This is a genomic window from Rhizobium sp. P38BS-XIX (assembly GCF_012641435.1).
In the GTDB taxonomy this organism is placed as follows: Bacteria; Pseudomonadota; Alphaproteobacteria; order Rhizobiales; family Rhizobiaceae; genus Rhizobium.
In genome coordinates this window covers 1,073,731-1,095,844 of sequence record NZ_JABAIJ010000001.1, presented here as the reverse complement: position 1 = coordinate 1,095,844, position 22,114 = coordinate 1,073,731, and the positions used below count along the sequence as shown (strand labels likewise).

The following is a 22,114-nucleotide window of genomic DNA, read 5'->3' as shown; positions in this document are numbered from 1 at the left end:
GGCTTGATATGAATTGAGTGCTTGAACCGGCCGCATTGTCCAATGGATGTGCGGCCGGTTTTGTTTGTGCGGCTGGACAGCGCCCGGAGCGAACGATAAAAGCCTCTGACTTTGACGCAAGTTGCTGAGCGCAGGACTGAAGGGCCCCATATGAGCGGTGTGAATGAAATCCGGTCGACCTTCCTCGACTATTTTAAGAAAAACGGTCACGAGATCGTGCCGTCGAGCCCGCTGGTTCCGCGCAATGATCCGACATTGATGTTCACCAACGCCGGCATGGTGCAGTTCAAGAACGTCTTCACCGGCCTGGAGCAGCGTCCCTACACGACGGCGTCCACGGCGCAGAAGTGCGTGCGCGCCGGCGGCAAGCATAACGATCTCGACAATGTCGGTTATACCGCCCGCCACCACACCTTCTTCGAGATGCTCGGCAACTTCTCCTTTGGCGACTATTTCAAGGAGCGCGCCATCGAGCTTGCCTGGAACCTGATCACCAAGGAGTTCGGCCTCGATGCCAAGCGCCTGCTGGTCACGGTCTATCACACGGACGATGACGCTTATAATCTCTGGAAGAAGATCGCCGGTCTGTCGGACGACAAAATCATTCGCATCTCCACCAGCGACAATTTCTGGGCGATGGGTGACACCGGCCCATGCGGTCCCTGCTCGGAAATCTTCTACGACCACGGCGATCACATCTGGGGCGGCCCTCCCGGCTCTCCGGAAGAAGACGGTGACCGTTTCATCGAGATATGGAATCTCGTTTTCATGCAGTTCGAGCAGATCACGAAGCAGGAACGCGTCGACCTGCCGCGTCCGTCGATCGACACAGGCATGGGTCTCGAGCGCGTTGCCGCCGTTCTGCAGGGCAAGCACGACAACTACGATATCGACCTGTTCCGTGCGCTGATCGAGGCTTCGGAAGAGGCGACCGGCGTCAAGGCCGAAGGCGAGCATCGCGCCAGCCATCGCGTCATCGCCGACCATCTGCGTTCCTCCGCTTTCCTCATTGCCGATGGCGTGCTGCCGTCGAATGAAGGCCGTGGCTACGTCCTTCGCCGCATCATGCGCCGCGCCATGCGCCATGCGCAGCTGCTTGGCGCCAAGGAACCATTGATGTGGAAGCTGCTGCCGGCGCTGATCCAGCAGATGGGCCGTGCCTATCCGGAACTGGTGCGCGCCGAGGCGCTGACCTCCGAGACACTGAAGCTCGAAGAGACCCGTTTCCGCAAGACGCTGGAACGCGGCCTGTCGCTGCTCAACGATGCCACGTCCGAGCTGCACAAGGGCGATAGCCTCGACGGCGAAACCGCCTTCAAGCTTTACGACACCTATGGTTTCCCGCTCGATCTGACGCAGGACGCCTTGCGCGCCCGCGGTATCGGCGTCGATATTTCCAGCTTTACCGATGCGATGGAGCGGCAGAAGGCCGAGGCTCGTTCGCATTGGACCGGTTCCGGCGACAAGGCGACCGAGACCATCTGGTTCGAGCTCAAGGAAAAGAACGGTGCGACCGAATTCCTGGGCTACGATACGGAATCCGCCGAAGGCGTCATCCAGGCGATCGTCAAGGACGGTGTAGCGGTCGAGAGCGCCGCAGCCGGCGACAAGGTACAGATCGTCGTCAACCAGACGCCGTTCTACGGCGAGTCCGGTGGTCAGATGGGCGATACCGGCGTGATCTCGAGCGACAATGGCAAGTTGACGGTTGGCGATACGCAGAAGAAGGGCGAGGGCCTTTTCGTTCATATCGCCGAAGTTTCGGATGGGACGATCAAGGTCGGCGATGCCGTCGTGCTGACGGTCGATCATGCCAGACGTTCGCGTCTGCGCGCCAACCATTCCGCCACGCATCTGTTGCATGAAGCGTTGCGCGAAGTGCTCGGCACCCACGTTGCACAGAAGGGTTCGCTCGTTGCGCCCGAACGGCTCCGCTTCGACGTTTCACATCCCAAGCCGATGACGGCCGAGGAATTGAAGGTCGTCGAAGAGATGGCGAACGAGATCATCCTGCAGAACTCGTCGGTGACGACCCGCCTCATGAGCGTCGACGACGCGATCGCCGAAGGCGCCATGGCATTGTTCGGCGAGAAGTACGGCGATGAAGTGCGCGTCGTTTCCATGGGGCAGGGCGTGCGCGGCGCAAAGGCCGGCAAGCCCTATTCCATCGAGCTTTGTGGTGGTACGCATGTGTCCGCGACCGGCCAGATCGGCCTCGTGCGCATTCTCGGCGACAGTGCCGTCGGTGCTGGCGTTCGCCGTATCGAAGCTGTCACAGGCGAATCCGCTCTTGCCTATCTCGCCGATCAGGATGAGCGCGTGAAGAGCCTCGCTTCGACGCTGAAGGTCCAGCCAGCCGATGTCGTCTCGCGTGTTGAAGCGCTGATGGACGAGCGCCGCAAGCTTGAGCGCGAATTGGCTGATGCCAAGCGCAAGCTCGCCATGGGCGCCGGCCAGGGCGGGTCTGCCGACGCCGTTCGCGACATCAACGGCGTGAAGTTCCTCGGCAAGGCGATATCCGGTGTCGATCCCAAGGATCTTAAGGGTTTGGCTGATGAGGCCAAGGCAAGTCTCGGTTCGGGCGTGGTCGCGTTGATCGGCGTCTCCGAGGATGGCAAGGCCAGCGCCGTTGTCGCCGTTACCGAAGACCTGATCGGCCGCTTCAGCGCCGTCGATCTTGTCCGCGTCGCCTCAGCCGCGCTCGGCGGCAAAGGCGGCGGCGGCCGTCCCGACATGGCTCAGGCCGGCGGCCCTAATGGCGCCAAGGCCGACGAGGCGCTTGAGGCGGTTTCTTCAGCTCTCGCCAGTTAGTATGCTGATTTCTTATTTCTAATAGAAATGGCGGATGCTTCGGTGTCCGCCATTTTTCTTTGTCCAGGCAACTCCGCAGGATTTGTCAAATCGGGTTATGGTCTTGTCGGGCCGATCGATTTGCAAGGGGTTTGACATGAGTGGTGGAACGGCGTGGGCGCTTTACGAAACCCGGTTGCGGCGGGTTTCTGCCTATATCCATGAGCATCTGGACGATGATCTCGATATGGAGAAGCTCGCCGAAATCGCCTGCATGTCCAGCTATCATTGGCACAGGATCTATCGGGCGATCTATGGCGAAACGGCAGCGGCGACCGTCAAGCGGCTGCGGCTGCATCGCGCCGCCGGCGATCTCGTCAACACCTGTCTATCCGTCAACGACATTGCAAGGCGGTCGGGCTATCCCAATCTCCAATCGTTCAACCGCATCTTTAAATCCGTCTACGGCATGCCGCCGGCGCGATATCGGAATGAGGGAAGCCACACGATCTTCGAACCCGGCACCCAAGGAAGGATCACGCTCTTGTTCGACGTTACGCTTCGCACCATTTCACCCATGTTACTGGTCGGTGTCGCCCATCGCGGCTCCTACATGCAGATCGGCCAAGCTTTCGAAACCTTGTTCGGCACCATCTTCGCCCGAGGGCTCGCGGTCCCAGATATGCGCATGATCGGCATCTATCTCGACGATCCGGATGTCGTGGAAGCCGATAAGCTGCGCTCCTATGCCTGCGTAACCGCCGGCGAGGGAACAAGTGTGGATGCGCCGCTGGAGCGCCGCTCGCTGGACGGCGGCGAATATGCGGTGCTGCGCCACAAGGGGCCTTATGCGAACATGCACAAGGCCTACCAATGGCTATATGCCGAGTGGTTGCCCGCATCCGGGCGTCAACTCCGCGATACCGTGATGTTCGAGGACTATATCAACAATCCGCGTGACGTTCCGCCAACGGAGCTGTTGACGGACATTTACATGCCGCTGCAATAAGGGAGCAGTGCCCGGTAGCGGATTTTCGTTCGCTACCCCTATTGTCAGATGTTAGCCGGCTTCGGCATGGCCGCATTATCGATTTCGTTGCCGCGGCGGTAGGCGTCGCGGTCACTCACGCGGTTCCAGTAGTCGATGAAAGCCGGTCGCTTTTCGATTGTCCCGAAGTTCAGACCATAGCCAACATGCGAGCCGACATAGACATCGGCGGCGGTAAAGCGGTCGCCGGCGATGTAGGGCGAGGTTGTGACCGCGTGTTCCATGGCATCGAGCACATTCGCGAAACTGCCGCAGCCTGCCATGCGCAGACGTTCCGGCGGCACTTCGAAGCCAAGCGCACGATTGGTCACTGCGGTTTCGAACGGTCCGGCGGCAAAGAACATCCAGCGAAAATAGCGGCCGCGCTCCGAAGCCGTCGGCGCAAGACCCGCCTCCGGAAAGGTTTCAGCCAGATAAGCGCAGATGGCCGCCCCCTCGGTGACAACGGTATCGCCGTGCTTGATGGCCGGCACCTTTCCCATGGGGTTTAACGACAGGTATTCGGGCGCCTTCATCGTTGTACCGTAGTCGAGGTATTCGGTGCGATAGGGCTGGCCGGTCTCCTCGAGCATCCAGCGGGCGATGCGTCCGCGTGACATCGGGTTGGTGTAGAAAACGAGTTCTTCGGCCATTTCTTTCTCCCCCATGTGATGCAGGCATTTTTGCCACCGGTCGGCTGCAACGGCAAGATTTCAGGCAAAAGAAAACCCAGCGCGGAGGCCGGGTTTTCAAAGATTTTGATGGCGAAAGGCTTAAGCAGCCATGGCCTTCTTGAGGTTTTCGTCGATCTTGTCGAGGAACGCGGTGGTCGAGAGCCACGGCTGATCCGGACCGATAAGCAGCGCCAGGTCCTTGGTCATGAAGCCGGCTTCGACGGTGTCGACGCAGACCTTTTCGAGCGTGGACGCGAACTTTGCGAGTTCGGCATTGTCGTCGAGCTTGGCGCGATGCGCGAGGCCACGGGTCCAGGCGAAGATCGAAGCGATCGAGTTCGTCGAGGTTTCCTGGCCCTTCTGGTGCTGGCGATAGTGACGTGTCACCGTGCCGTGTGCGGCTTCGGCTTCGACCGTCTTGCCATCCGGCGTCAAGAGAACCGAGGTCATCAGGCCGAGCGAGCCGAAGCCCTGGGCAACCGTGTCGGACTGAACGTCGCCGTCGTAGTTCTTGCAAGCCCAGACATAGCCGCCGGACCACTTGAGAGCCGAGGCAACCATGTCGTCGATCAGGCGGTGTTCGTAGGTGATGCCGGCTTCGTCGAACTGCGCCTTGAATTCGGTCTGATAGACTTCTTCGAAGATGTCCTTGAAGCGACCGTCATAGGCCTTGAGAATGGTGTTCTTCGTGGACAGGTAGACAGGCCACTTGCGCATCAGGCCGTACATCATCGAAGCGCGCGCGAATTCGCGGATCGACTCGTCGAGATTGTACATGGCCATGGCAACGCCGGCGCCCGGAGCGTTGAAGACTTCCTTTTCGATGACTTCGCCATCTTCGCCGACGAACTTGATGGTCAGCTTGCCCTTGCCCGGGAATTTGAAGTCGGTCGCGCGGTACTGGTCGCCGAAGGCATGACGGCCGACCACGATCGGCTTGGTCCAGCCAGGGACGAGGCGCGGTACATTGTTGCAGATGATCGGCTCGCGGAAGATGACGCCGCCGAGGATGTTGCGGATCGTGCCGTTCGGGCTCTTCCACATTTGCTTGAGGTTGAATTCCTTGACGCGGTCTTCGTCCGGCGTGATCGTCGCGCACTTGATGCCGACGCCGTGCTTCTTGATGGCGTTGGCGGCGTCGACGGTAACCTGATCGTTGGTCGCGTCGCGGTTCTCGACCGAGAGGTCGTAGTAGTCGATATCGATGTCGAGGTAAGGATGGATCAGTTTGTCTTTGATAAACTGCCAGATGATGCGAGTCATTTCATCGCCATCGAGATCGGCAACGGGGTTCGCGACCTTGATCTTCTTCATACTTCTGCCTCGTTTAAGCTGATGGGACCGAATGGTCCTGTGGGTAATGTGAAGTCCCGAGCGCTATAGCACCGCAAGTGCGGAACGCAAAGCCGCTAGAGCCTTCGACATCGCGTTTTTGATCATTCGTGACACACGGCGCTTTTTAAGATCAGGCCATTGCCAAAGCGATCGATGGGTCTAATGTCGCCGGTGTTTTGCCTGTCGCAACGGAATCATACCATGCAGAAATTTGCCGCCTCCGCATTTGCCTTTACGCTCTTTCAGCTCTCGCTTGGCGCCGCCATGGCGTGGGCCGCCGATGCGACGACGCCGGTCAAGGTCATCATGGATGCGACCGTCTCGAACTGGGCAGGCGGGGATAGCGACTGGCAGGACATTTTCGACGAGAGCAAGCTGAAGGACGTCTACAGCAAGGATTTTGCAGCGAAATACCAGGCGGCAGCGCAGTTTCCGGCCGCCGATGAGGATGGGATTTCGCCGTTCGACTATGACGTCATCGTCAATGCCCAGGACGCCTGTCCGCTGGAAGACGTGAAGCTGGCTGCCCAGCCGCCGAAAGGCGATGTGACGGAAGTGCTGGCGACCTTCAAGAAATCCACCTGCATGGGATCGGACGCCGACTATCAGAAGACGACGACAGTGCGTTTCGAAGTGATCCAGGAAGCGGGAAAACCCGTCATCGACGACATCGTCACGAACGACGACAATGGCAGCCCGAGTTCGCTCAAGAGCGTGATGCAGGATCTCGTGAAGCAACAGCAGCAGCAACCTGCCGATCAGAAACAACCGTCCACGGACCAGGCGCCGCCGGCAAAGCCGCAGCAATAAGGCAAAGTCACCGCCGGGTGACGCGTAAAAACCTTGCCGAGTGGCCGGTGTCTCGTTATTGCGAGCCTGAGCCGGATGATGTCAGGTTGAATGGATCCGACATCATCCGCTCCAGAAACGGCAAATAAAGCATGATATCCTCCGGCAACCGCTGATACTTTTCGGGAGCATGCTCGAACTGGCGCGACGGAGATCGCGCGCGGAGAACTAAGCATCATGGCAGGCACGAACAGCGAACGTCCACTTCTGGCTGAAGGACCGGCCATCATTCTGGTCGAGCCGCAGATGGGTGAGAATATCGGCATGGTGGCGCGCGCCATGGCGAATTTCGGCCTTGTGGAGTTGCGTCTGGTCAATCCGCGCGATGGCTGGCCAAATGAGCGCGCTCAGGCAACGGCTTCGAAGGCGGATCATATCATCGAAGCGACGAAGGTCTATGAGACGCTGGAGCAGGCGATCGCCGATCTCAATTTTGTCTATGCGACGACTGCGCGCGAGCGCGATGGCTACAAGCCGGTGCGTTCGCCCGTCGTTGCCGCCGAAACGCTTCGCACGAAATTCAAGGCGGGCGAGGGCACGGGCATTCTTTTCGGCCGCGAGCGTTGGGGGCTGACGAACGAGGAAGTGGCGCTTGCCGACGAAATCGTCACCTTCCCCGTCAATCCGGCCTTTGCGTCGCTGAACATCGCGCAGGCGGTGCTCCTGATGTCCTATGAGTGGATGAAATCGGGCATGGAGGATGTTGCCGAGGTGCCTTTCCAGGCGATCGAGCAGCGGCCTTCGACCAAGGATCAGCTCTTCGGCCTCTTCGACCAACTCGAGGAGGCTTTGGATGCCCGTAATTATTTCCATCCCGCCGGGAAAAAGCCGAAAATGGTCGACAATCTCCGGGCTGTCCTCTCGCGCCGGGCGTTCACCGAACAGGAAATCAGCGTCCTTCGCGGGGTGATCTCGTCTCTCGACCGTTTCACGCGCAACTCTCCGCGCGGCAGCGGCTCGCATCCCAGGTCTTCCCAGGCACCCAAGGAAACCAGCAGCGATGACAGCAACGGCGAATGAGCTGAAACCGGTTCTTGTCTTCGATTCCGGAATTGGCGGTTTGACCGTGCTGCGCGAGGCGCGGGTGCTGATGCCGGAGCGCGGTTTCGTCTACATCGCCGACGATGCCGGCTTTCCCTATGGTGGATGGGAGGAGCAGGCGCTAAGGGAGCGCATCGTCGATCTCTTCGCAAAGCTCCTCACGCAATACGATCCGGAAGTCTGCATCATTGCGTGCAATACGGCATTTACGCTTGTGGGCGCCGATCTGCGGGCGGCATTCCCCCAGATGACATTCGTCGGAACCGTGCCGGCCATCAAGCCGGCGGCGGAGAGGACGCGTTCCGGCCTCGTCTCGGTGCTGGCAACGCCAGGCACCGTCAAGCGCGCCTACACGCGTGACTTAATCCAGTCTTTCGCGACCCAATGTCATGTTCGGCTCGTTGGGTCTGAAAATCTGGCCCGCCTGGCCGAAAGCTACATTCGTGGCGATGCGATTGCCGACGAAGCCGTCGTGACGGAAATCGATCAGTGTTTCGTCGAGATGGATGGTCGCAAGACCGATATCGTCGTGCTCGCCTGCACGCACTACCCGTTCATGGCCAATATTTTCCGCCGGCTTGCGCCATGGCCGGTCGATTGGCTGGATCCGGCCGAAGCGATCGCAAGGCGCGCCCGCAGCCTTGTGCCGCAGGCGGCCGATGCCGTCCATCCGGATAATTTCGATTTTGCGGTTTTCACCTCCGGTGCGCCGGATTTCCCCACCCGCCGGCTGATGCAGGGTTTTGGGCTCAAGGCTTGACGATGGCTGATAAAATTTCACTGCGTAAACTCGAATTCGCGGACATGCCGGCTGCTGCTACTGTCCATCGCGCGTCCTTCAACGAGCGGCTGCCGACGCTTGCCGGGCTTCATACGCCGGAAGAGGATGTCGGCTTCTGGAGCGCGGTCGTCTTCAAGGATTGCCAGATCTGGGGCGCGGAAGAGGGGGGTCGCCTGGTTGGCGTCATCGCCTTTCTCGAGGATTGGATCGAGCAGCTTTACATTCTGCCCGAGGCGCAAGGGCGGGGTATCGGCAGCCGTCTGCTCGATGTCGCCAAGTCCGCTTATCCTGTGCTTTCGCTCTGGACATTCCAAAGAAACGGGCCCGCGCGCCGCTTTTACGAAAAGCACGGCTTCTTCATGGTTGACGAGTCGGACGGCGCAGGCAATGAGGAAAAGGAGCCGGATGTGCTCTACAAATGGGAAGCGCGTTTGCACCGGCTTTGATGCAGCAGCGGGCTGAATGGCGGGATAGTGGGAGTTTGATAATTGATGTCTTTTGAAAATGTCGAGGCGAACTATGCGCCTGCGTGAATGCCACAATTTTCATGATTTTCGTCTTCTTGCGAAAAAGCGTCTTCCCGGTCCGATCTTCAACTATATCGACGGTGCTGCCGACGACGAGGTAACACTGCGTCGGAATACTTCGAGCTTCGAGAGTTGCGATCTCGTTCCCAACGTCCTGCGCGGCGTCAGCGAGATCGACATGTCTGTCACCGTCATGGGACAAAAGCTTGCGACGCCGTTCTACTGCTCCCCGACGGCCTTGCAGCGGCTGTTCCATCATCAGGGCGAGAACGCGGTTGCAGCCGCTGCCGCCTCGCTCGGCACCATGTTCGGCGTTTCCTCGCTCGGCACTGTCAGTCTTGAGGAAGTCCGCAAGAAGCATGCGGGACCGCAGGTCTATCAGTTTTATTTCCACAAGGACCGCGGCCTGAACCGGGCGATGATGGCGCGGGCGAAGGAGGCCGGCGTCAACGTCATGATGCTGACGGTCGACAGCATCACCGGCGGCAATCGCGAGCGCGATCTTCGCACCGGATTTTCTATCCCGTTCAAGCTCAATCTGGCGGGACTTACGCAGTTTGCCATCAAGCCCGCCTGGGCGCTGAATTATGTGACGCACGAGAAGTTCCGCCTGCCGCAGCTGGACGAGTATGTGGATATGAGCGGCGGCGCCATGTCGATCGGCAAATATTTCACCGAGATGCTCGATCCGTCGATGAACTGGAACGACGTGGCCGAGATGGTCAAGCTCTGGGACGGGCAATTTTGCCTGAAGGGCATCATGTCGGTCGAGGATGCCAAGCGCGCCGTCGATATCGGATGCACCGGTATCGTGCTGTCCAACCACGGCGGCCGGCAGCTGGACGGTTCTCGCTCCGCATTCGATCAGCTTGCCGAGATCGTCGACGCCGTCGGCCACCGCATCGATGTGGTGATGGATGGCGGCGTCCAGCGCGGCACGCATGTATTGAAGGCGTTGTCGCTTGGCGCCAAGGCAGTCGGTCTCGGTCGCTTCTATCTCTATCCGCTGGCCGCTGCCGGTCAGGCGGGCGTGGAACGGGCGCTGCGGCACCTGCGCACCGAAGTGGAGCGCGACATGAAGCTCATGGGTTGCACTTCCGTCAGCCAGCTGTCTCGGGCCAATCTGCGGTTTCGCTGATATCGCAATCGCCTGTGGGTTTCTTCAATCCACGGGCGCGAAACTTGTAAATCTTTGCTAGACGGAGACGCGTCCTTTCAGAAAGATGGGACAGGCATCCGCGTTTGATTCTCGCTCATAGGGGAAGTGCATTGCAGGTCGGCATCGACATGGGAACGGCGTCCGGCGGGACCAGCGCCCAGCTCGATATCGAGGAGCTGCTGGCGACGCGTCTCCTGGTACAGGGCAATTCCGGTTCCGGAAAATCGCATCTTTTGAGGCGCCTGCTCGAACAGTCGGCGCAATGGGTGCAGCAGGTCATCATCGATCCCGAAGGCGATTTCGTCACGCTGGCCGACAAGTTCGGGCATGTGGTCGTGGATGGCGAGCGCACGGAAGCAGAGCTTGCCGGCATTGCCAACCGTATTCGCCAACACCGCGTCTCCTGCGTACTGACGCTTGAAGGGCTCGATATCGAGCAGCAGATGCGCGCAGCAGCCGCGTTTCTGAATGGCATGTTCGATGCCGATCGTGAATTCTGGTATCCGGTGCTGGTCGTGGTCGACGAAGCGCAGATGTTTGCGCCCTCGGTCGGCGGCGACGTCTCGGAAGACGCGCGCAAGATGTCGCTAGGCGCCATGACCAATCTGATGTGCCGTGGCCGAAAGCGCGGTCTTGCCGGCGTCATCGCCACGCAGCGCCTGGCGAAGCTTGCCAAGAACGTTGCGGCCGAGGCCTCCAACTTCTTGATGGGCCGCACCTTCCTCGACATCGACATGGCACGTGCGGCCGACCTTCTGGGTATGGACCGCCGCCAGGCCGAGATGTTCCGAGATCTGAAGCGCGGCAATTTCGTAGCCCTCGGGCCGGCACTCTCGCGCCGCCCGTTGCCGATCACCATCGGCACGGTAGAAACATCGGCGCGCTCTTCCAGCCCGAAACTGATGCCGCTGCCGGATGCGCCGCAGGATGTGGAAGATCTGATCTTTACGCCGGACCCCGAAGAATTTTCGAAAGCCATTGTGCGCCGTGCAACGCCGACGCCGCGTCCGACGACCGATATTCTGGCCGAGCTTTCCCGCTCCGTGCCGGCCGCAAGCCCGACGCCTTCGGAACCCAAGGTCAGCCAGCCTGAAATATCGAGCGAGGACCGAGAGGCGAGGGTTATCGCCGTTCTTTCGGAGATCCTCGATGATCCGGCCTCCGGCTTCCGCACGGATTCGGTGCTGTATCAAGAGTTTCTCGTGCGGCTGCGCATGCGCCGCGTTCCCGGCGCGCCGATGAGCCTGTCGGAATTCCGGCGCCGCGTAGCGATTACGCGCTCGGGCGCCGACGATGAGGTCATGGCGACGGACCAGTGGGCAACGGCACTGTCTCTTTCGACCAGCGTTACCGACGATCTGCAGGGCGTTTTCCTGATGCTGGCCAAGGCCGCCATCAGCGGCGAGCCTTGCCCATCCGATGCCCGCATCGCTCGAGCCTACGGCACCCATTCGGCCCGTCGTGCGCGCCGGCTGCTGAGCTATTTTGAAGAGCAGGGCAGCGTCGTCGTTCATACGGATTTTTCCGGCAAGCGCATCGTCGCCTTCCCGGATATGGGATCGCAGACGGCGCCGGGCGATGCCAATGCGCCCGATCTGCATGGCGGCGAGCAGGCGGCAGCGGAATAGCCCGAGATTCGGGCACTCTTGATCCGTATCCGGGATACGCTCATATTCATCGTCGCAGGAGATGAATTCATGGTCGCGCGTGACAGGATCCAGCGATATAGGGAAAGTGGTGGAGCGTCCGACCTAGTGAGGGTGGAGGTTCTAGTTCCCGCAGCGTGTCGCAATAATATCCTATCGCAAGCGGCGGAAATGCGCGCAGAACATCGACAAAGGAAAGGGCGTCTTCGAGAGAATGTCGAAGACGCGCTTGACCGCTACGGCACCCGCCTTCTTGACAATATCAATCTGGATCGGCTGCCTGATTTGGCACAGAAGGCACAGGTGATAGCGAACGCCTTGATGGAGCGCGGCGATGCGCGCGCCTTTGCCATCGGGCGCCGGATGCTTGACGAGGTCGGGCGATAGCGATGGCGCTGACCCTAACGCCTCATATGGCTGAAGCGGGTCGGGTACCTGCTGAATAGTGGAGTGCGTACCGGCTTAGGGAGAGCTTAATAATGAACCGAAGACTAAACCTAATTTTGGTTGTAGTTTTTGCTACTTTTTTTGTCACAATATTTTGCGAGGTGTATGTCGCATCGGTAACTGGCGGCGTCACTCATTTCATGCAGATTATCTTCTGGTTATGTGTCGTCGGAATGTTCGTTCTATTTCCGTTTAGTATCGTTAGTTGCATGCTCTCACTGGGCGCCGGTCTTTTCCTAAAAGATGGCATTGTGTCCAAGAGGTTGGCTAAGTCGCCAATCTATTTTCTTCTCTGGCGTGAAATAAGAGTTCAGCTTACCAAAAGACAGAGCGTAAACTGATTACCTTCGTTCGCATGTCATGCAGCATTTCTCGATATAATCTCGGTGACGGTCGTTGGCCAGCTGTTGACATTTTCATGACGACCGCTTAGAGACCGCCTCAACGCCGGGCAGAAATGTCCGGTGTTTCATTTGACATGTCCCGTGGCTTCGTCCGTTCGCTAACGTGAGAAGCCTGTCAGAGCTCGAAAACGGAGTTCAGAGGAGGGCGTGTTTCCTTCGCGGTTCGGCAACGGGCCGCCATAACACTTGAAAGGAAATGCGATGAGCAAGCGCGAATCGTCCAAGTACAAAATTGACCGCCGTATGGGCGAAAACATCTGGGGCCGTCCGAAGTCCCCGGTGAACCGCCGCGAATACGGCCCGGGCCAGCACGGCCAGCGCCGCAAGGGCAAGCTTTCGGACTTCGGTGTGCAGCTGCGCGCCAAGCAGAAGCTGAAGGGCTACTACGGCGACCTGCGTGAAAAGCAGTTCCGCGCCATCTTCGACGAAGCCAACCGCCGCAAGGGCGACACCTCGGAGAACCTGATCGGCCTGCTCGAGTCGCGCCTCGACGCGATCGTCTACCGCGCGAAATTCGTTCCGACCGTCTTCGCAGCCCGTCAGTTCGTCAACCATGGCCACGTCACCGTTAACGGCGTTCGCGTCAACATCGGTTCGTACCGCTGCAAGGCTGGCGACGTTATCGAAGTTCGCGAAAAGTCCAAGCAGATGGTCACTGTTCTCGAATCGGTTGCTCTCGCTGAGCGCGACGTTCCGGAATATGTTGAAGCCGACCACAACAAGATGGTCGCAACCTTCGCTCGCGTTCCGACCCTCTCCGACGTGCCTTACGCCGTTGTCATGGAACCGCAGCTCGTCGTCGAATTCTATTCGCGTTAATAAGCGGATAACTTTCTTGATGAATGAAAAAGCCGCTCTTATTGAGCGGCTTTTTTGTCTTTGGAGCGCCTCATGACGGATTTGCAGGGTATTCTCGACGGTATCCATGCGGAGCTTTCGCCGCGCATCGGCGAGGGCAAGGTTGCGGATTACATTCCGGAGCTGGCAAAAGTTGATCCCAACCAATTCGGTATGGCGATCGCAACCGTAGACGGCGATGTCTATAGCATCGGCGATGCCGCAGTTCCCTTCTCCATCCAGAGTATCTCCAAGGTTTTCATGCTGACGTTGGCGCTCGGCAAGGTCGGCGAGAGCCTTTGGAAGCGGGTGGGGCGCGAGCCGTCGGGCACGGCCTTCAACTCCATCGTCCAGCTCGAGCGCGAAGAGGGTATTCCTCGCAATCCTTTCATCAATGCCGGTGCTATCGCCATCAGTGATGTCGTGCTGGCAGGTCATGAGCCGCGCGAGGCAATCGGCGAGCTGCTCCGCTTCGTCCGTTACGTCGCTGATGACGAATCGATCAGCATCGACGACAGGGTGGCGAAGTCGGAGACACAGACCGGTTATCGCAATTTCGCGCTTGCCAACTTCATGCGCGCCTACGGAAATATTCATCACCCGGTCGAGCATGTGCTTGGGGTCTATTTCCATCAGTGCGCGCTGTCGATGAGCTGCCAGCAGCTTGCCAAGGCAGGGCTCTATCTCGCTGCACGCGGCAGCAATCCGATCACCGGACATTCCGTCGTCTCGCCGAAGCGGGCGCGGCGCATCAATGCATTGATGCTGACGTGCGGCCATTACGACGGCTCGGGGGATTTTGCCTATCATGTCGGCCTGCCGGGCAAGAGCGGCGTCGGCGGCGGTATCCTGGCGGTGGCGCCGGGCATCGGCTCGATCGCCGCCTGGTCGCCGGGCCTCAACAAGGTCGGAAACTCCCAGCTCGGTGCCGTTGCCTTGGAAATGCTCGCGGCGCGGACAGGCTGGTCCGTATTCGGTGATTGATACCGTGTCTTCTCGTCTCGCTTTCTGCTATCAGCGGGGCGAGATCCAAAGGATTACCAGATGAATATCGCGACGACGGTGAAGGACGACATCGATATCGAGGCTGAAGATGGCGGCGCTGCCGTTCATCCAATGTTTTCGGATGCGCCGCGATCGGTTTCCTTCAACAAGCTGCGCAAGCGCCTGCTGCGGCAGGTTCGTCAGGCCATGGAAGATTTCCAGATGCTGAAGCGCCAGAAGCGCTGGCTGATTGGCCTTTCCGGCGGCAAGGATTCCTATGGTCTGCTGGCGTTGTTGCTCGATCTCAAATGGCGGGGTCTGCTGCCTGTGGAATTGGTTGCCTGCAATCTGGATCAGGGTCAGCCGAATTTTCCGAAGCATGTTCTGCCCGAATATCTCACCAAGATCGGCGTTGCCCATCGAATCGAATATCGCGACACCTATTCGATCGTGAAGGAAAAGGTGCCGGAAGGGGCGACGTACTGCTCGCTCTGTTCGCGTCTGCGTCGCGGCAATCTCTATCGCATCGCCCGTGAGGAGGGCTGTGATGCGCTGGTGCTCGGCCATCACCGCGAGGACATCCTCGAAACCTTCTTCATGAACTTCTTCCATGGCGGTCGTCTGGCTTCCATGCCTGCGAAGCTGCTCAATGACGAAGGCGATCTGATGCTTCTTCGTCCGCTCGCCTATGCGGCAGAGGACGATCTTGCCAAGTTTGCGACCGCCATGCAGTTTCCGATCATTCCCTGCGATCTCTGCGGTTCGCAGGATGGTTTGCAGCGCAATGCCATGAAGGACATGCTGGCGGATATCGAGCGACGCATGCCCGGCCGTAAGGACACAATGTTGCGCGCGCTTGCACACGTGAATCCCTCGCATCTGCTCGACCCGAAACTCTTTGATTTCGCTGCATTGATGGCCGGTGGATCCTCCGCGGAGCGAACCGACTAAGTTTCCGCGCTTTTGCCACACCATCGTCATCGAATCGGGCATAAGAGGAGGCCCTTCGAAAGCAAAGGCCTCCAATGACCCTCTCCGACACAGATTTCGACTATCTCATGACGACGGTCGCCGAAGCGGCGGCATTGGAAATCCTGCCGCGCTTTCGCAATCTGGAAGCCGGCGACATATCGGAAAAGACCTCGGCCATCGATCTGGTGACGGAGGCCGATCTTCTGGCGGAAAAGCATATTGCCGCGGCACTCAGGGTTCGTTTCCCCAACGCGTTGATCGTCGGCGAAGAGGCCTATGAGGCCGACAAGTCCGTTGTGCCTGCGTTGGCGCATGCAGAACTTGCTTTTACGATCGATCCGGTCGACGGAACGTTTAACTTCGCGGCAGGCCTGCCGGTCTTCGGGACCATCCTTGCGGTCATTGCGAATGGCGAGACGATCGCCAGCATTATCCATGATTGCGTTCTCGGCGATACGGTGACTGCCATGAAGGGGGGCGGGACGTTCCTGCGCCGCAGGGCAGGGCAGACGAAACGGCTTTCCGTTGCCGCACCGGTTCCTTTGAGCGCCATGACGGGGGCGATCTCCTGGGGACACATGGATGAGCCAGAGCGCTCGCGCATCGCCACCAATCTGGCGAAGACGCGCATGGCCTTTTCGCTTAATTGTTCTGCCTACGAATATTGGATGGTGGCCTCGGGTAAATGGCATTTCATCGGCCATTCGAAGCTGATGCCCTGGGATCATCTTGCCGGCGTGCTCGCTCATCAGGAAGCGGGTGGTCATACGGCAAAATTCGACGGTACGCCCTATCGCCCGGGCGAGACGACGGGCGGCATTATTTCTGCGCCGGATGAAGACAGCTGGCAAACGATCCGCCGGGAAATCATCGGCGCCTGGTAAGAAAGGACCTTTCATGACATCGCTCGTTGACGTTACCACTCTTGCTCACGTGTTACGCCGTGCTGCGCAGATGGAAATTCTGCCACGCTTTCGCAGGCTCGGGAGCGATGATGTCCGCGTCAAGAGCGAGGCGACTGATCTGGTGACGGAAGCTGACGAGCGAGCCGAGCGGATGGTCAAGGCCGAAGTTTCGCGGCTTTGGCCAGAGGCGCTGTTTATCGGCGAAGAATCCGTTGCGGCGGATCCCACGTTACTGGATAAGCTGCCTGGCGCCGATCTTGCCATCATCGTCGATCCGGTGGATGGAACGTTCAATTTCGCTTCGGGAATTCCCGCATTCGGCGTCATGGCATCCGTCGTCTCCAAAGGCGAAACGGTGGCCGGCATCATCTTCGATCCCATGGGAGACGATTGGGTTTTGGCAGAGCGCGGCAGCGGCGCATGGCTGCGTCGCCCCGATGGCGAAACACTGCGATTGAAAGTGGCTCCTGCAGTCGCTTTGGAAGACATGGTCGGCATGGCCTCGACCGGTTTCCTGCCGAAGGAGAAGCGGCCCGAGATCATGGGCAATCTCGCCAAGGTCCGTTATTCCACCAACTATCGGTGTGCGGCGCATGAGTATCGCACGCTCGCTGGCGGTCACGTCCACTATCTCATGTACAACAAGCTGATGCCCTGGGATCATCTGGCAGGATCGTTGATCGCTGCCGAAGCCGGTGCATACGTGCGCCGTTTCGACGGCTCGCCCTATCTGCCTCACCATCTTGACGGCGGCCTGCTGGTGGCGGTCGACCAAGAATCCTGGGACGTGCTGCGCCGCGAGGTTTTCACCGTATAGCGAGCTCACCAGGCGCGCTCGATAGCCGACGCGAGGTCTTGGAAAGTCGCGTCGGTGGCGTTATCTTTGCTACAACAGGCAAAGGCCGTGTCCGGCGCTTGCTGTGAGGGTGAGGCCATGTCCGAGACGAACCGCAAGCTGACCACGATCTTCTGCGCAGACGTGCAGGATTATTCGCGCCTTATGGGCAAGGACGAGGAAGGCACGCTTGCGACGCTCAGGCGTTACCGCGATGCCATGACGAGGCTGATCGAGGCCCATAGCGGCCGCGTGATCAACACCTGGGGTGACGGCGTGTTTGCCGAATTCCCCAGCGTTGTCGAGGCCGTCAGGGCGGCGATCGACGTCCAGAACGAGCTTGCCGGCTATAATGCCGCGATGGACATCGACAAGCGGATGCTTTTCCGCATCGGCCTCAACCTCGGCGACGTGATTGCCGATGGTAGCGATCTTTACGGTGACGGTGTGAATATTGCAGCACGGCTGCAGTCACGAGCCGCACCCGGCGGTATCGTCATCTCGAACACGGTTTACGATCAGGTTCGCAACAAGCTCGCCGTCGGCTTCGATTTCCTCGGCCAGCTCGAGGTGAAGAACATCGAAGGCGGTGTCCCAAGCTATGCCGTAAGAGTTGGTGACGTGCAGGTGGTGGACACCAGCAGGGCGGACTATCGAGGCGATCCGCAACCGGCCCAGACGCAGCAGGCGCCGGAGATGGCGGCGCGAGACTCGTTGTTGGACGATTGGCGGCTGAATTACGGTACGCCACTCATCATCTGTGTAGGCCTTGCCGTGCTGAACGGATTGACCTGGCATGGTGAATTCTGGGCCAAATGGCCGATTCTCGTTATCTTGTGGGTCACAGCCTATCGCTTCGTTCGCAGCAACAAGCAGATCGACATGACGATTGCCAGCCTCGTGATCACCGGTATCGGCATCGTCGCAATCAACCTCTTCACCTGGCATGGCACGTCATGGGCCGTCTGGCCCTTGTTCGGTCTTGCCATTGCCGCGGCGGTGCGCTGGGTCAGCCGCCCGCGCCGCGGCGCTTGAGGAAGGCCACGTCGATCAGACGTGGCCCATGCCGGGTTCCAATGCCGGCGTATCGCCGGGATGCGTGAAGAGCTTGCCTTTTTCCGCCCATAGCGTTGCGATGATCGACAGGATACCGAACACGGTGAAGCCTGCGATCAGCGGCTGGGCAGTGCCGTCAAACATCTGCCCGACGATACCGCCGAGAAGAACGCCGACCGTGGTGGAGACCGAGCTGGTGATGGCTGCAGCCGTACCCGCAAGGTGTCCCATCGGCTCGAGGCTGATGGCCATGCAGTTGGTCGTGATGACCGCGAACATCATCAGCATCACCGAAATCAGCACATAGATGAACGTAAAGCTCGGCTGGCCAAACATGCCGGCGATATAGCCGATGGCGCCCAGCAGGGTGAAAACGATCATTGCGGCGTGCGAGATGCGGCGCATGCCGAAGCTGCGGACGAAATAGCCGTTGGCGAACTGTGCGACGGCAGTGCCGGCAGCCGTTGCGGCGAAGGCGATCGGGAAGGTTTCGCCAAGCCCGTAGACTTCACCGAAGACCTGTTGCACGGAAACGATGTAGGCGCAGATGACGCCGGTATAGAGCGTCAGGCCGATCATGTAGCCGCACGTGATGCGGTTTGTCAGGACGGTCTTGAATCCGGATAGAACGGACGCGACCGAGAGCGGCAGGCGCTCTTCAGCCGGCAGCGTCTCCTTCATGCGGAAGAAAGCGACCAGGAAGAGCCCGGCGCTGACGATACCCAGCAGGATGAAAATCCACTCCCAGCTCGAATAAGCTACGATCATCTGGCCGACAAAGGGCGCGACCATCGGCATGATCATGAAGACGATCATGACATAGGACATGACGCGTGCCATTTCGCGGCCGCCGAAACAATCGCGCACGATCGCAAGCGTTGTGATGCGCACGGCCGCCGCGCCGACGCCCTGTGCGAAGCGCATGGCAAGCAGTGCAAAGAGGCTGCCGCTCCAGGCTGCCGCAAACAATGTCACCGTATAGAAAGCGAGACCGCCCAGCAGGATGCCGCGCCGGCCGTAGGTATCCGACAGGCTGCCGAAGAAAAGCTGGCAGATGCCGAAGCCGAGGAAATAGACGCCGATGACGAGCTGCGTGTCATTGGCATTGGCGACATGCAGCGACTGGCCGATATTCGGCAGCGCCGGCAGCATGCTGTCGATGCCCATGGAGATGCTGGCTGTCATCAGCGCGATCGTGATGATGAACTCGACGATGCCGAGGCCGATGCGTCTGGAGCCGGACGCAACCGGCTTTTGTTCTTGAGGCGGTGTCATATGAAATTGCCTGTCAATGCAAAGCGAGAGATTGATCCGCCGGTGGCGGCGCGTTGTGCGGACGGAAGAGGCGACCCTTTTCCGCGATGAGCACGAACACCAGACCAATCAGGGAAACGGTGAAATAGCCTGTCACCATCGGTGTTGCCGTGCCGTTGAAATATTGGCCGATGCCGGCACCGATCGATGCGCCGCCGACCGTGCTCATGAAGCCAAGGACGGAAGAGGCCGTTCCGGCCACGTGGCCGAGTGGCTCCATGGCGAGCGAGTTGAAATTCGAGCCGATCCAGCCGAACTGGAACATCGCCAGCGCGAAGAAGACCATGAACAGCGGGAAGGGCATCGGCGCAGGACCATAAAGCTGCACCAGCAGCCAGAGGAACGTGACGACCGTAAAGCCGAGCAATGCGGCGTGCGACAGACGTCGCATGCCGAAACGACCGACTAGCTGTGAGTTGATGAAGGACGAAAGCGCCATGAAAAGCGCCACGCCGCCAAAGGCTACGGGCGTGTAGACGCCCAGGCCGTATATGCCGCTATAGATCTGCTGTGCCGAATTGATGAAGCCGAACAGCGCGCCGAAGAGGAAGGTGCTGGCCAGGGTATAGCAGAGTGCCACCCGGTTGGTCAGAACCATCTTGAAGCCGGAGGCCACGGATTTGACTGTCAGCGGCCGAACGTTTTCCGGTCTCAGCGTCTCGGGGAGACGGAAATACATCCACAGACCGACCAGGGTCGCCATCGTGCCGATGAAGACGAAAATCATGTGCCAGGTGCTGACCAGCATGATGATCTGTCCGCTTCCAGGCGCGATGACCGGGACGATCATGAATACCATCATGATCAGAGACATGACCTCGGCCATCAGGCGGCCGCCGAAGACGTCGCGGACGATGGAGATGGTAATGACGCGGGTTGCCGCCGAGCCCAGACCCTGGATGAAGCGCAAGGCGAGCAAACCGGCGAAGGATGGAATCAACGCGATGCCGAAGGCGGAAATGATGTAAACGACCAGACCGATCAACAAAGGTTTGCGGCGGCCGAAACGATCCGACAGCGGGCCATAGATCAGCTGGGCCGAGCCGAAGCCGATCAGATAGGCGGTCACCACGTACTGGCGATGATTTTCGTTCATCACGCCGAGAGACGAGCCGATCTGCTGAAGGGCAGGGAGCATGATGTCGATCGCGAGTGAGTTGATCGCCATCAGGAAGGCCGCGAGTGCGATGAACTCGCGTTTGCCCATGGGCAGTTGCCCATGGGACATAGCCTGGGATGAAGTCGTCACGGTGTTATTCCCATAAACATATCAAGGCGCCACCCGGCGGTAGCGCCTTATCGATCGAAGTGAACTATGGAAACCGGACGAAAAGCCCGGTGACCGGTCAGGCGGCGCCGCGAACGCTGATGCCGTTTTCCTGGAAATGCTGCTGCAACTCACCCGCCTGGAACATTTCGCGCACGATATCGCAACCGCCGATGAACTCACCCTTCACGTAAAGCTGCGGGATGGTCGGCCAGTTGGAGTAGTCCTTGATGCCCTGACGGATTTCGGCGTCGGCGAGCACGTTGATGCCCTTATAGTCGACGCCGATATAATCGAGAATCTGAACCACCTGGCCCGAGAAGCCACACTGCGGAAACTGAGGCGTGCCCTTCATGAACAGAACAACGTCGTTGTTCTTGACTTCGTTGGTGATGAATTCCTGAATGCCGCTCATTGGTCCAAATCCTTTCACATGCGGGGTCAAGGCCCGCAGCGTTAAATCTCTTTCTTAAATAGCAAGCGCCCGATTCGATTTCCAGCCGCAAAACGTACCATCAGTCTTTTTCATCGCATGAATGACTTTCCGGTATCACTCATTAAGAAAGACGGCGGAATTCGCTCATTAGCCATTTTTCTTGAACAGTGCGTTTTGAAATCGCGTCTTCAACCACAGGCGTGAACAACACACATAAAAAGAAAGCAAGGGACACTGAATATTGCTCAGCTATGGTTTTGCGCGCTGCTGAGTGCCTGTAGAGTTCGATGGTCGGTACGAATTGGCGCGTACCTGTTCCTTGCGGCGATTGCATTGCATTTTGAGGGAGCGGGCACCATGAGCCATCATCACTACTCCGAGGGCCAAGTTGGTGAGGAACGCGAGTTCTACGGTTCGGATGATACCAGCGACGGCGAGCGGGAATATTATGAGCACGTGCGCGCGCCAAGGGCTTCCGTGTTGAACAGCGCCGTCACCGTCAGCGCCATCGTCCTTATTCTCAGCATCGCTTTTGGCTACCGCGCATCGACATCTCCCACGCCGCAGCCGGCCGTGGCGCCGATTGTCGAGAAAATCATGGCAGCGCCGCCCATTGATTCCTGTGCGGAGAATTCGCCTTATCCTGGCCGCGAATGCTGATCATCGGGCCACTTCGGGCTTTGCTCAAAAACGTGCCTCGAACTGCAGAATGTTCATTCGAACTCGCGCAGGTAATGAGGCCGTAATCTTCTGGTTCCTATATTGTTATTCTCAGGGTCGTTTTCCTGCGCGCTGCCATGAAAAAGCCGGCACGCCGTGATTTTCGCC

The 22,114-nt window shown here is 59.1% G+C and carries 21 protein-coding genes; 16 read left to right on the top strand and 5 right to left on the bottom strand.

Going from position 1 to position 22,114, the window contains the following annotated elements:
- Positions 1 to 150 precede the first annotated feature (150 nt).
- The gene (gene alaS, locus HGP17_RS05360; RefSeq protein WP_168806587.1) at positions 151 to 2,811 is read left to right on the top strand and encodes an alanine--tRNA ligase; all 2,661 of its coding nucleotides are present in this window, start codon (positions 151 to 153) and stop codon (positions 2,809 to 2,811) included.
- 136 nt (positions 2,812 to 2,947) lie between these two features.
- Complete coding sequence (locus HGP17_RS05355) at positions 2,948 to 3,799, top strand: AraC family transcriptional regulator (protein ID WP_168806585.1); 852 nt, start codon at positions 2,948 to 2,950, stop codon at positions 3,797 to 3,799.
- Positions 3,800 to 3,843: 44 nt separating this feature from the next.
- On the opposite strand, the gene HGP17_RS05350 is transcribed toward HGP17_RS05355, so the two are convergent.
- Positions 3,844 to 4,470: a glutathione S-transferase family protein gene (locus HGP17_RS05350; RefSeq protein WP_168806583.1), complete on the bottom strand. Its 627-nt coding sequence runs from the start codon at positions 4,468 to 4,470 to the stop codon at positions 3,844 to 3,846.
- Positions 4,471 to 4,590: 120 nt separating this feature from the next.
- Positions 4,591 to 5,805 (bottom strand): NADP-dependent isocitrate dehydrogenase, encoded by a 1,215-nt coding sequence (locus HGP17_RS05345; RefSeq protein WP_168806581.1) that lies wholly within the window; start codon positions 5,803 to 5,805, stop codon positions 4,591 to 4,593.
- A gap of 285 nt (positions 5,806 to 6,090) precedes the next feature.
- Between HGP17_RS05345 and HGP17_RS05340 the strand changes: the two genes are divergently transcribed.
- From HGP17_RS05340 to HGP17_RS05280, 13 genes are all read left to right on the top strand, one after another.
- Positions 6,091 to 6,636 (top strand): hypothetical protein, encoded by a 546-nt coding sequence (locus HGP17_RS05340; RefSeq protein WP_168808103.1) that lies wholly within the window; start codon positions 6,091 to 6,093, stop codon positions 6,634 to 6,636.
- Positions 6,637 to 6,852: 216 nt separating this feature from the next.
- The gene (locus tag HGP17_RS05335; protein ID WP_168806579.1) at positions 6,853 to 7,695 is read left to right on the top strand and encodes an RNA methyltransferase; all 843 of its coding nucleotides are present in this window, start codon (positions 6,853 to 6,855) and stop codon (positions 7,693 to 7,695) included.
- A complete protein-coding gene (murI, locus tag HGP17_RS05330; protein ID WP_168806577.1) occupies positions 7,676 to 8,476 on the top strand; it encodes a glutamate racemase in 801 nt (266 codons plus the stop codon). The genes HGP17_RS05335 and murI overlap by 20 nt, the downstream gene beginning before the upstream one ends.
- Positions 8,477 to 8,478: 2 nt before the next feature.
- Positions 8,479 to 8,943: a GNAT family N-acetyltransferase gene (locus HGP17_RS05325; RefSeq protein WP_168806575.1), complete on the top strand. Its 465-nt coding sequence runs from the start codon at positions 8,479 to 8,481 to the stop codon at positions 8,941 to 8,943.
- 73 nt (positions 8,944 to 9,016) lie between these two features.
- Positions 9,017 to 10,162, top strand: coding sequence for an alpha-hydroxy acid oxidase (locus tag HGP17_RS05320; protein ID WP_168806573.1), 1,146 nt, complete (start codon positions 9,017 to 9,019; stop codon positions 10,160 to 10,162).
- A 131-nt stretch (positions 10,163 to 10,293) separates the two neighbouring features.
- Positions 10,294 to 11,811, top strand: a complete 1,518-nt coding sequence (locus HGP17_RS05315) for an ATP-binding protein (protein WP_168806571.1) — start codon at positions 10,294 to 10,296, stop codon at positions 11,809 to 11,811.
- Positions 11,812 to 11,880: 69 nt separating this feature from the next.
- Positions 11,881 to 12,216, top strand: a complete 336-nt coding sequence (locus HGP17_RS05310) for a hypothetical protein (RefSeq protein ID WP_168806569.1) — start codon at positions 11,881 to 11,883, stop codon at positions 12,214 to 12,216.
- A gap of 665 nt (positions 12,217 to 12,881) precedes the next feature.
- Positions 12,882 to 13,499, top strand: a complete 618-nt coding sequence (gene rpsD / locus HGP17_RS05305; protein WP_168806567.1) for a 30S ribosomal protein S4 — start codon at positions 12,882 to 12,884, stop codon at positions 13,497 to 13,499.
- A gap of 72 nt (positions 13,500 to 13,571) precedes the next feature.
- Complete coding sequence (locus HGP17_RS05300; protein ID WP_168806565.1) at positions 13,572 to 14,501, top strand: glutaminase; 930 nt, start codon at positions 13,572 to 13,574, stop codon at positions 14,499 to 14,501.
- A gap of 60 nt (positions 14,502 to 14,561) precedes the next feature.
- Positions 14,562 to 15,452: a tRNA 2-thiocytidine(32) synthetase TtcA gene (gene ttcA, locus HGP17_RS05295; RefSeq protein ID WP_168806562.1), complete on the top strand. Its 891-nt coding sequence runs from the start codon at positions 14,562 to 14,564 to the stop codon at positions 15,450 to 15,452.
- A 74-nt stretch (positions 15,453 to 15,526) separates the two neighbouring features.
- Positions 15,527 to 16,357: an inositol monophosphatase family protein gene (locus tag HGP17_RS05290; protein ID WP_168806560.1), complete on the top strand. Its 831-nt coding sequence runs from the start codon at positions 15,527 to 15,529 to the stop codon at positions 16,355 to 16,357.
- A gap of 13 nt (positions 16,358 to 16,370) precedes the next feature.
- On the top strand, positions 16,371 to 17,195 hold the full coding sequence (locus HGP17_RS05285) for an inositol monophosphatase family protein (protein ID WP_168806558.1): 825 nt from the start codon (positions 16,371 to 16,373) through the stop codon (positions 17,193 to 17,195).
- 117 nt (positions 17,196 to 17,312) lie between these two features.
- Positions 17,313 to 18,248 carry an adenylate/guanylate cyclase domain-containing protein gene (locus HGP17_RS05280; RefSeq protein WP_168806556.1) on the top strand — a complete coding sequence of 312 codons (936 nt, stop codon included), beginning with the start codon at positions 17,313 to 17,315 and terminating at the stop codon, positions 18,246 to 18,248.
- Between the two features lie 15 nt (positions 18,249 to 18,263).
- Here HGP17_RS05280 and HGP17_RS05275 read toward each other — a convergent pair whose 3' ends face one another.
- From HGP17_RS05275 to grxD, 3 genes are all read right to left on the bottom strand, one after another.
- Entirely contained in the window at positions 18,264 to 19,544 is a 1,281-nt protein-coding gene (locus HGP17_RS05275) for a multidrug effflux MFS transporter (protein ID WP_168806554.1), read from the bottom strand.
- A 13-nt stretch (positions 19,545 to 19,557) separates the two neighbouring features.
- Positions 19,558 to 20,790, bottom strand: a complete 1,233-nt coding sequence (locus HGP17_RS05270) for a multidrug effflux MFS transporter (protein WP_168808101.1) — start codon at positions 20,788 to 20,790, stop codon at positions 19,558 to 19,560.
- Positions 20,791 to 20,929: 139 nt separating this feature from the next.
- Positions 20,930 to 21,265 carry a Grx4 family monothiol glutaredoxin gene (grxD, locus tag HGP17_RS05265; protein WP_168806552.1) on the bottom strand — a complete coding sequence of 112 codons (336 nt, stop codon included), beginning with the start codon at positions 21,263 to 21,265 and terminating at the stop codon, positions 20,930 to 20,932.
- Positions 21,266 to 21,643: 378 nt separating this feature from the next.
- On the opposite strand from grxD, the gene HGP17_RS05260 reads away from it, so the two are divergent.
- Positions 21,644 to 21,946: a hypothetical protein gene (locus HGP17_RS05260; RefSeq protein ID WP_168806550.1), complete on the top strand. Its 303-nt coding sequence runs from the start codon at positions 21,644 to 21,646 to the stop codon at positions 21,944 to 21,946.
- Positions 21,947 to 22,114: the final 168 nt, after the last annotated feature.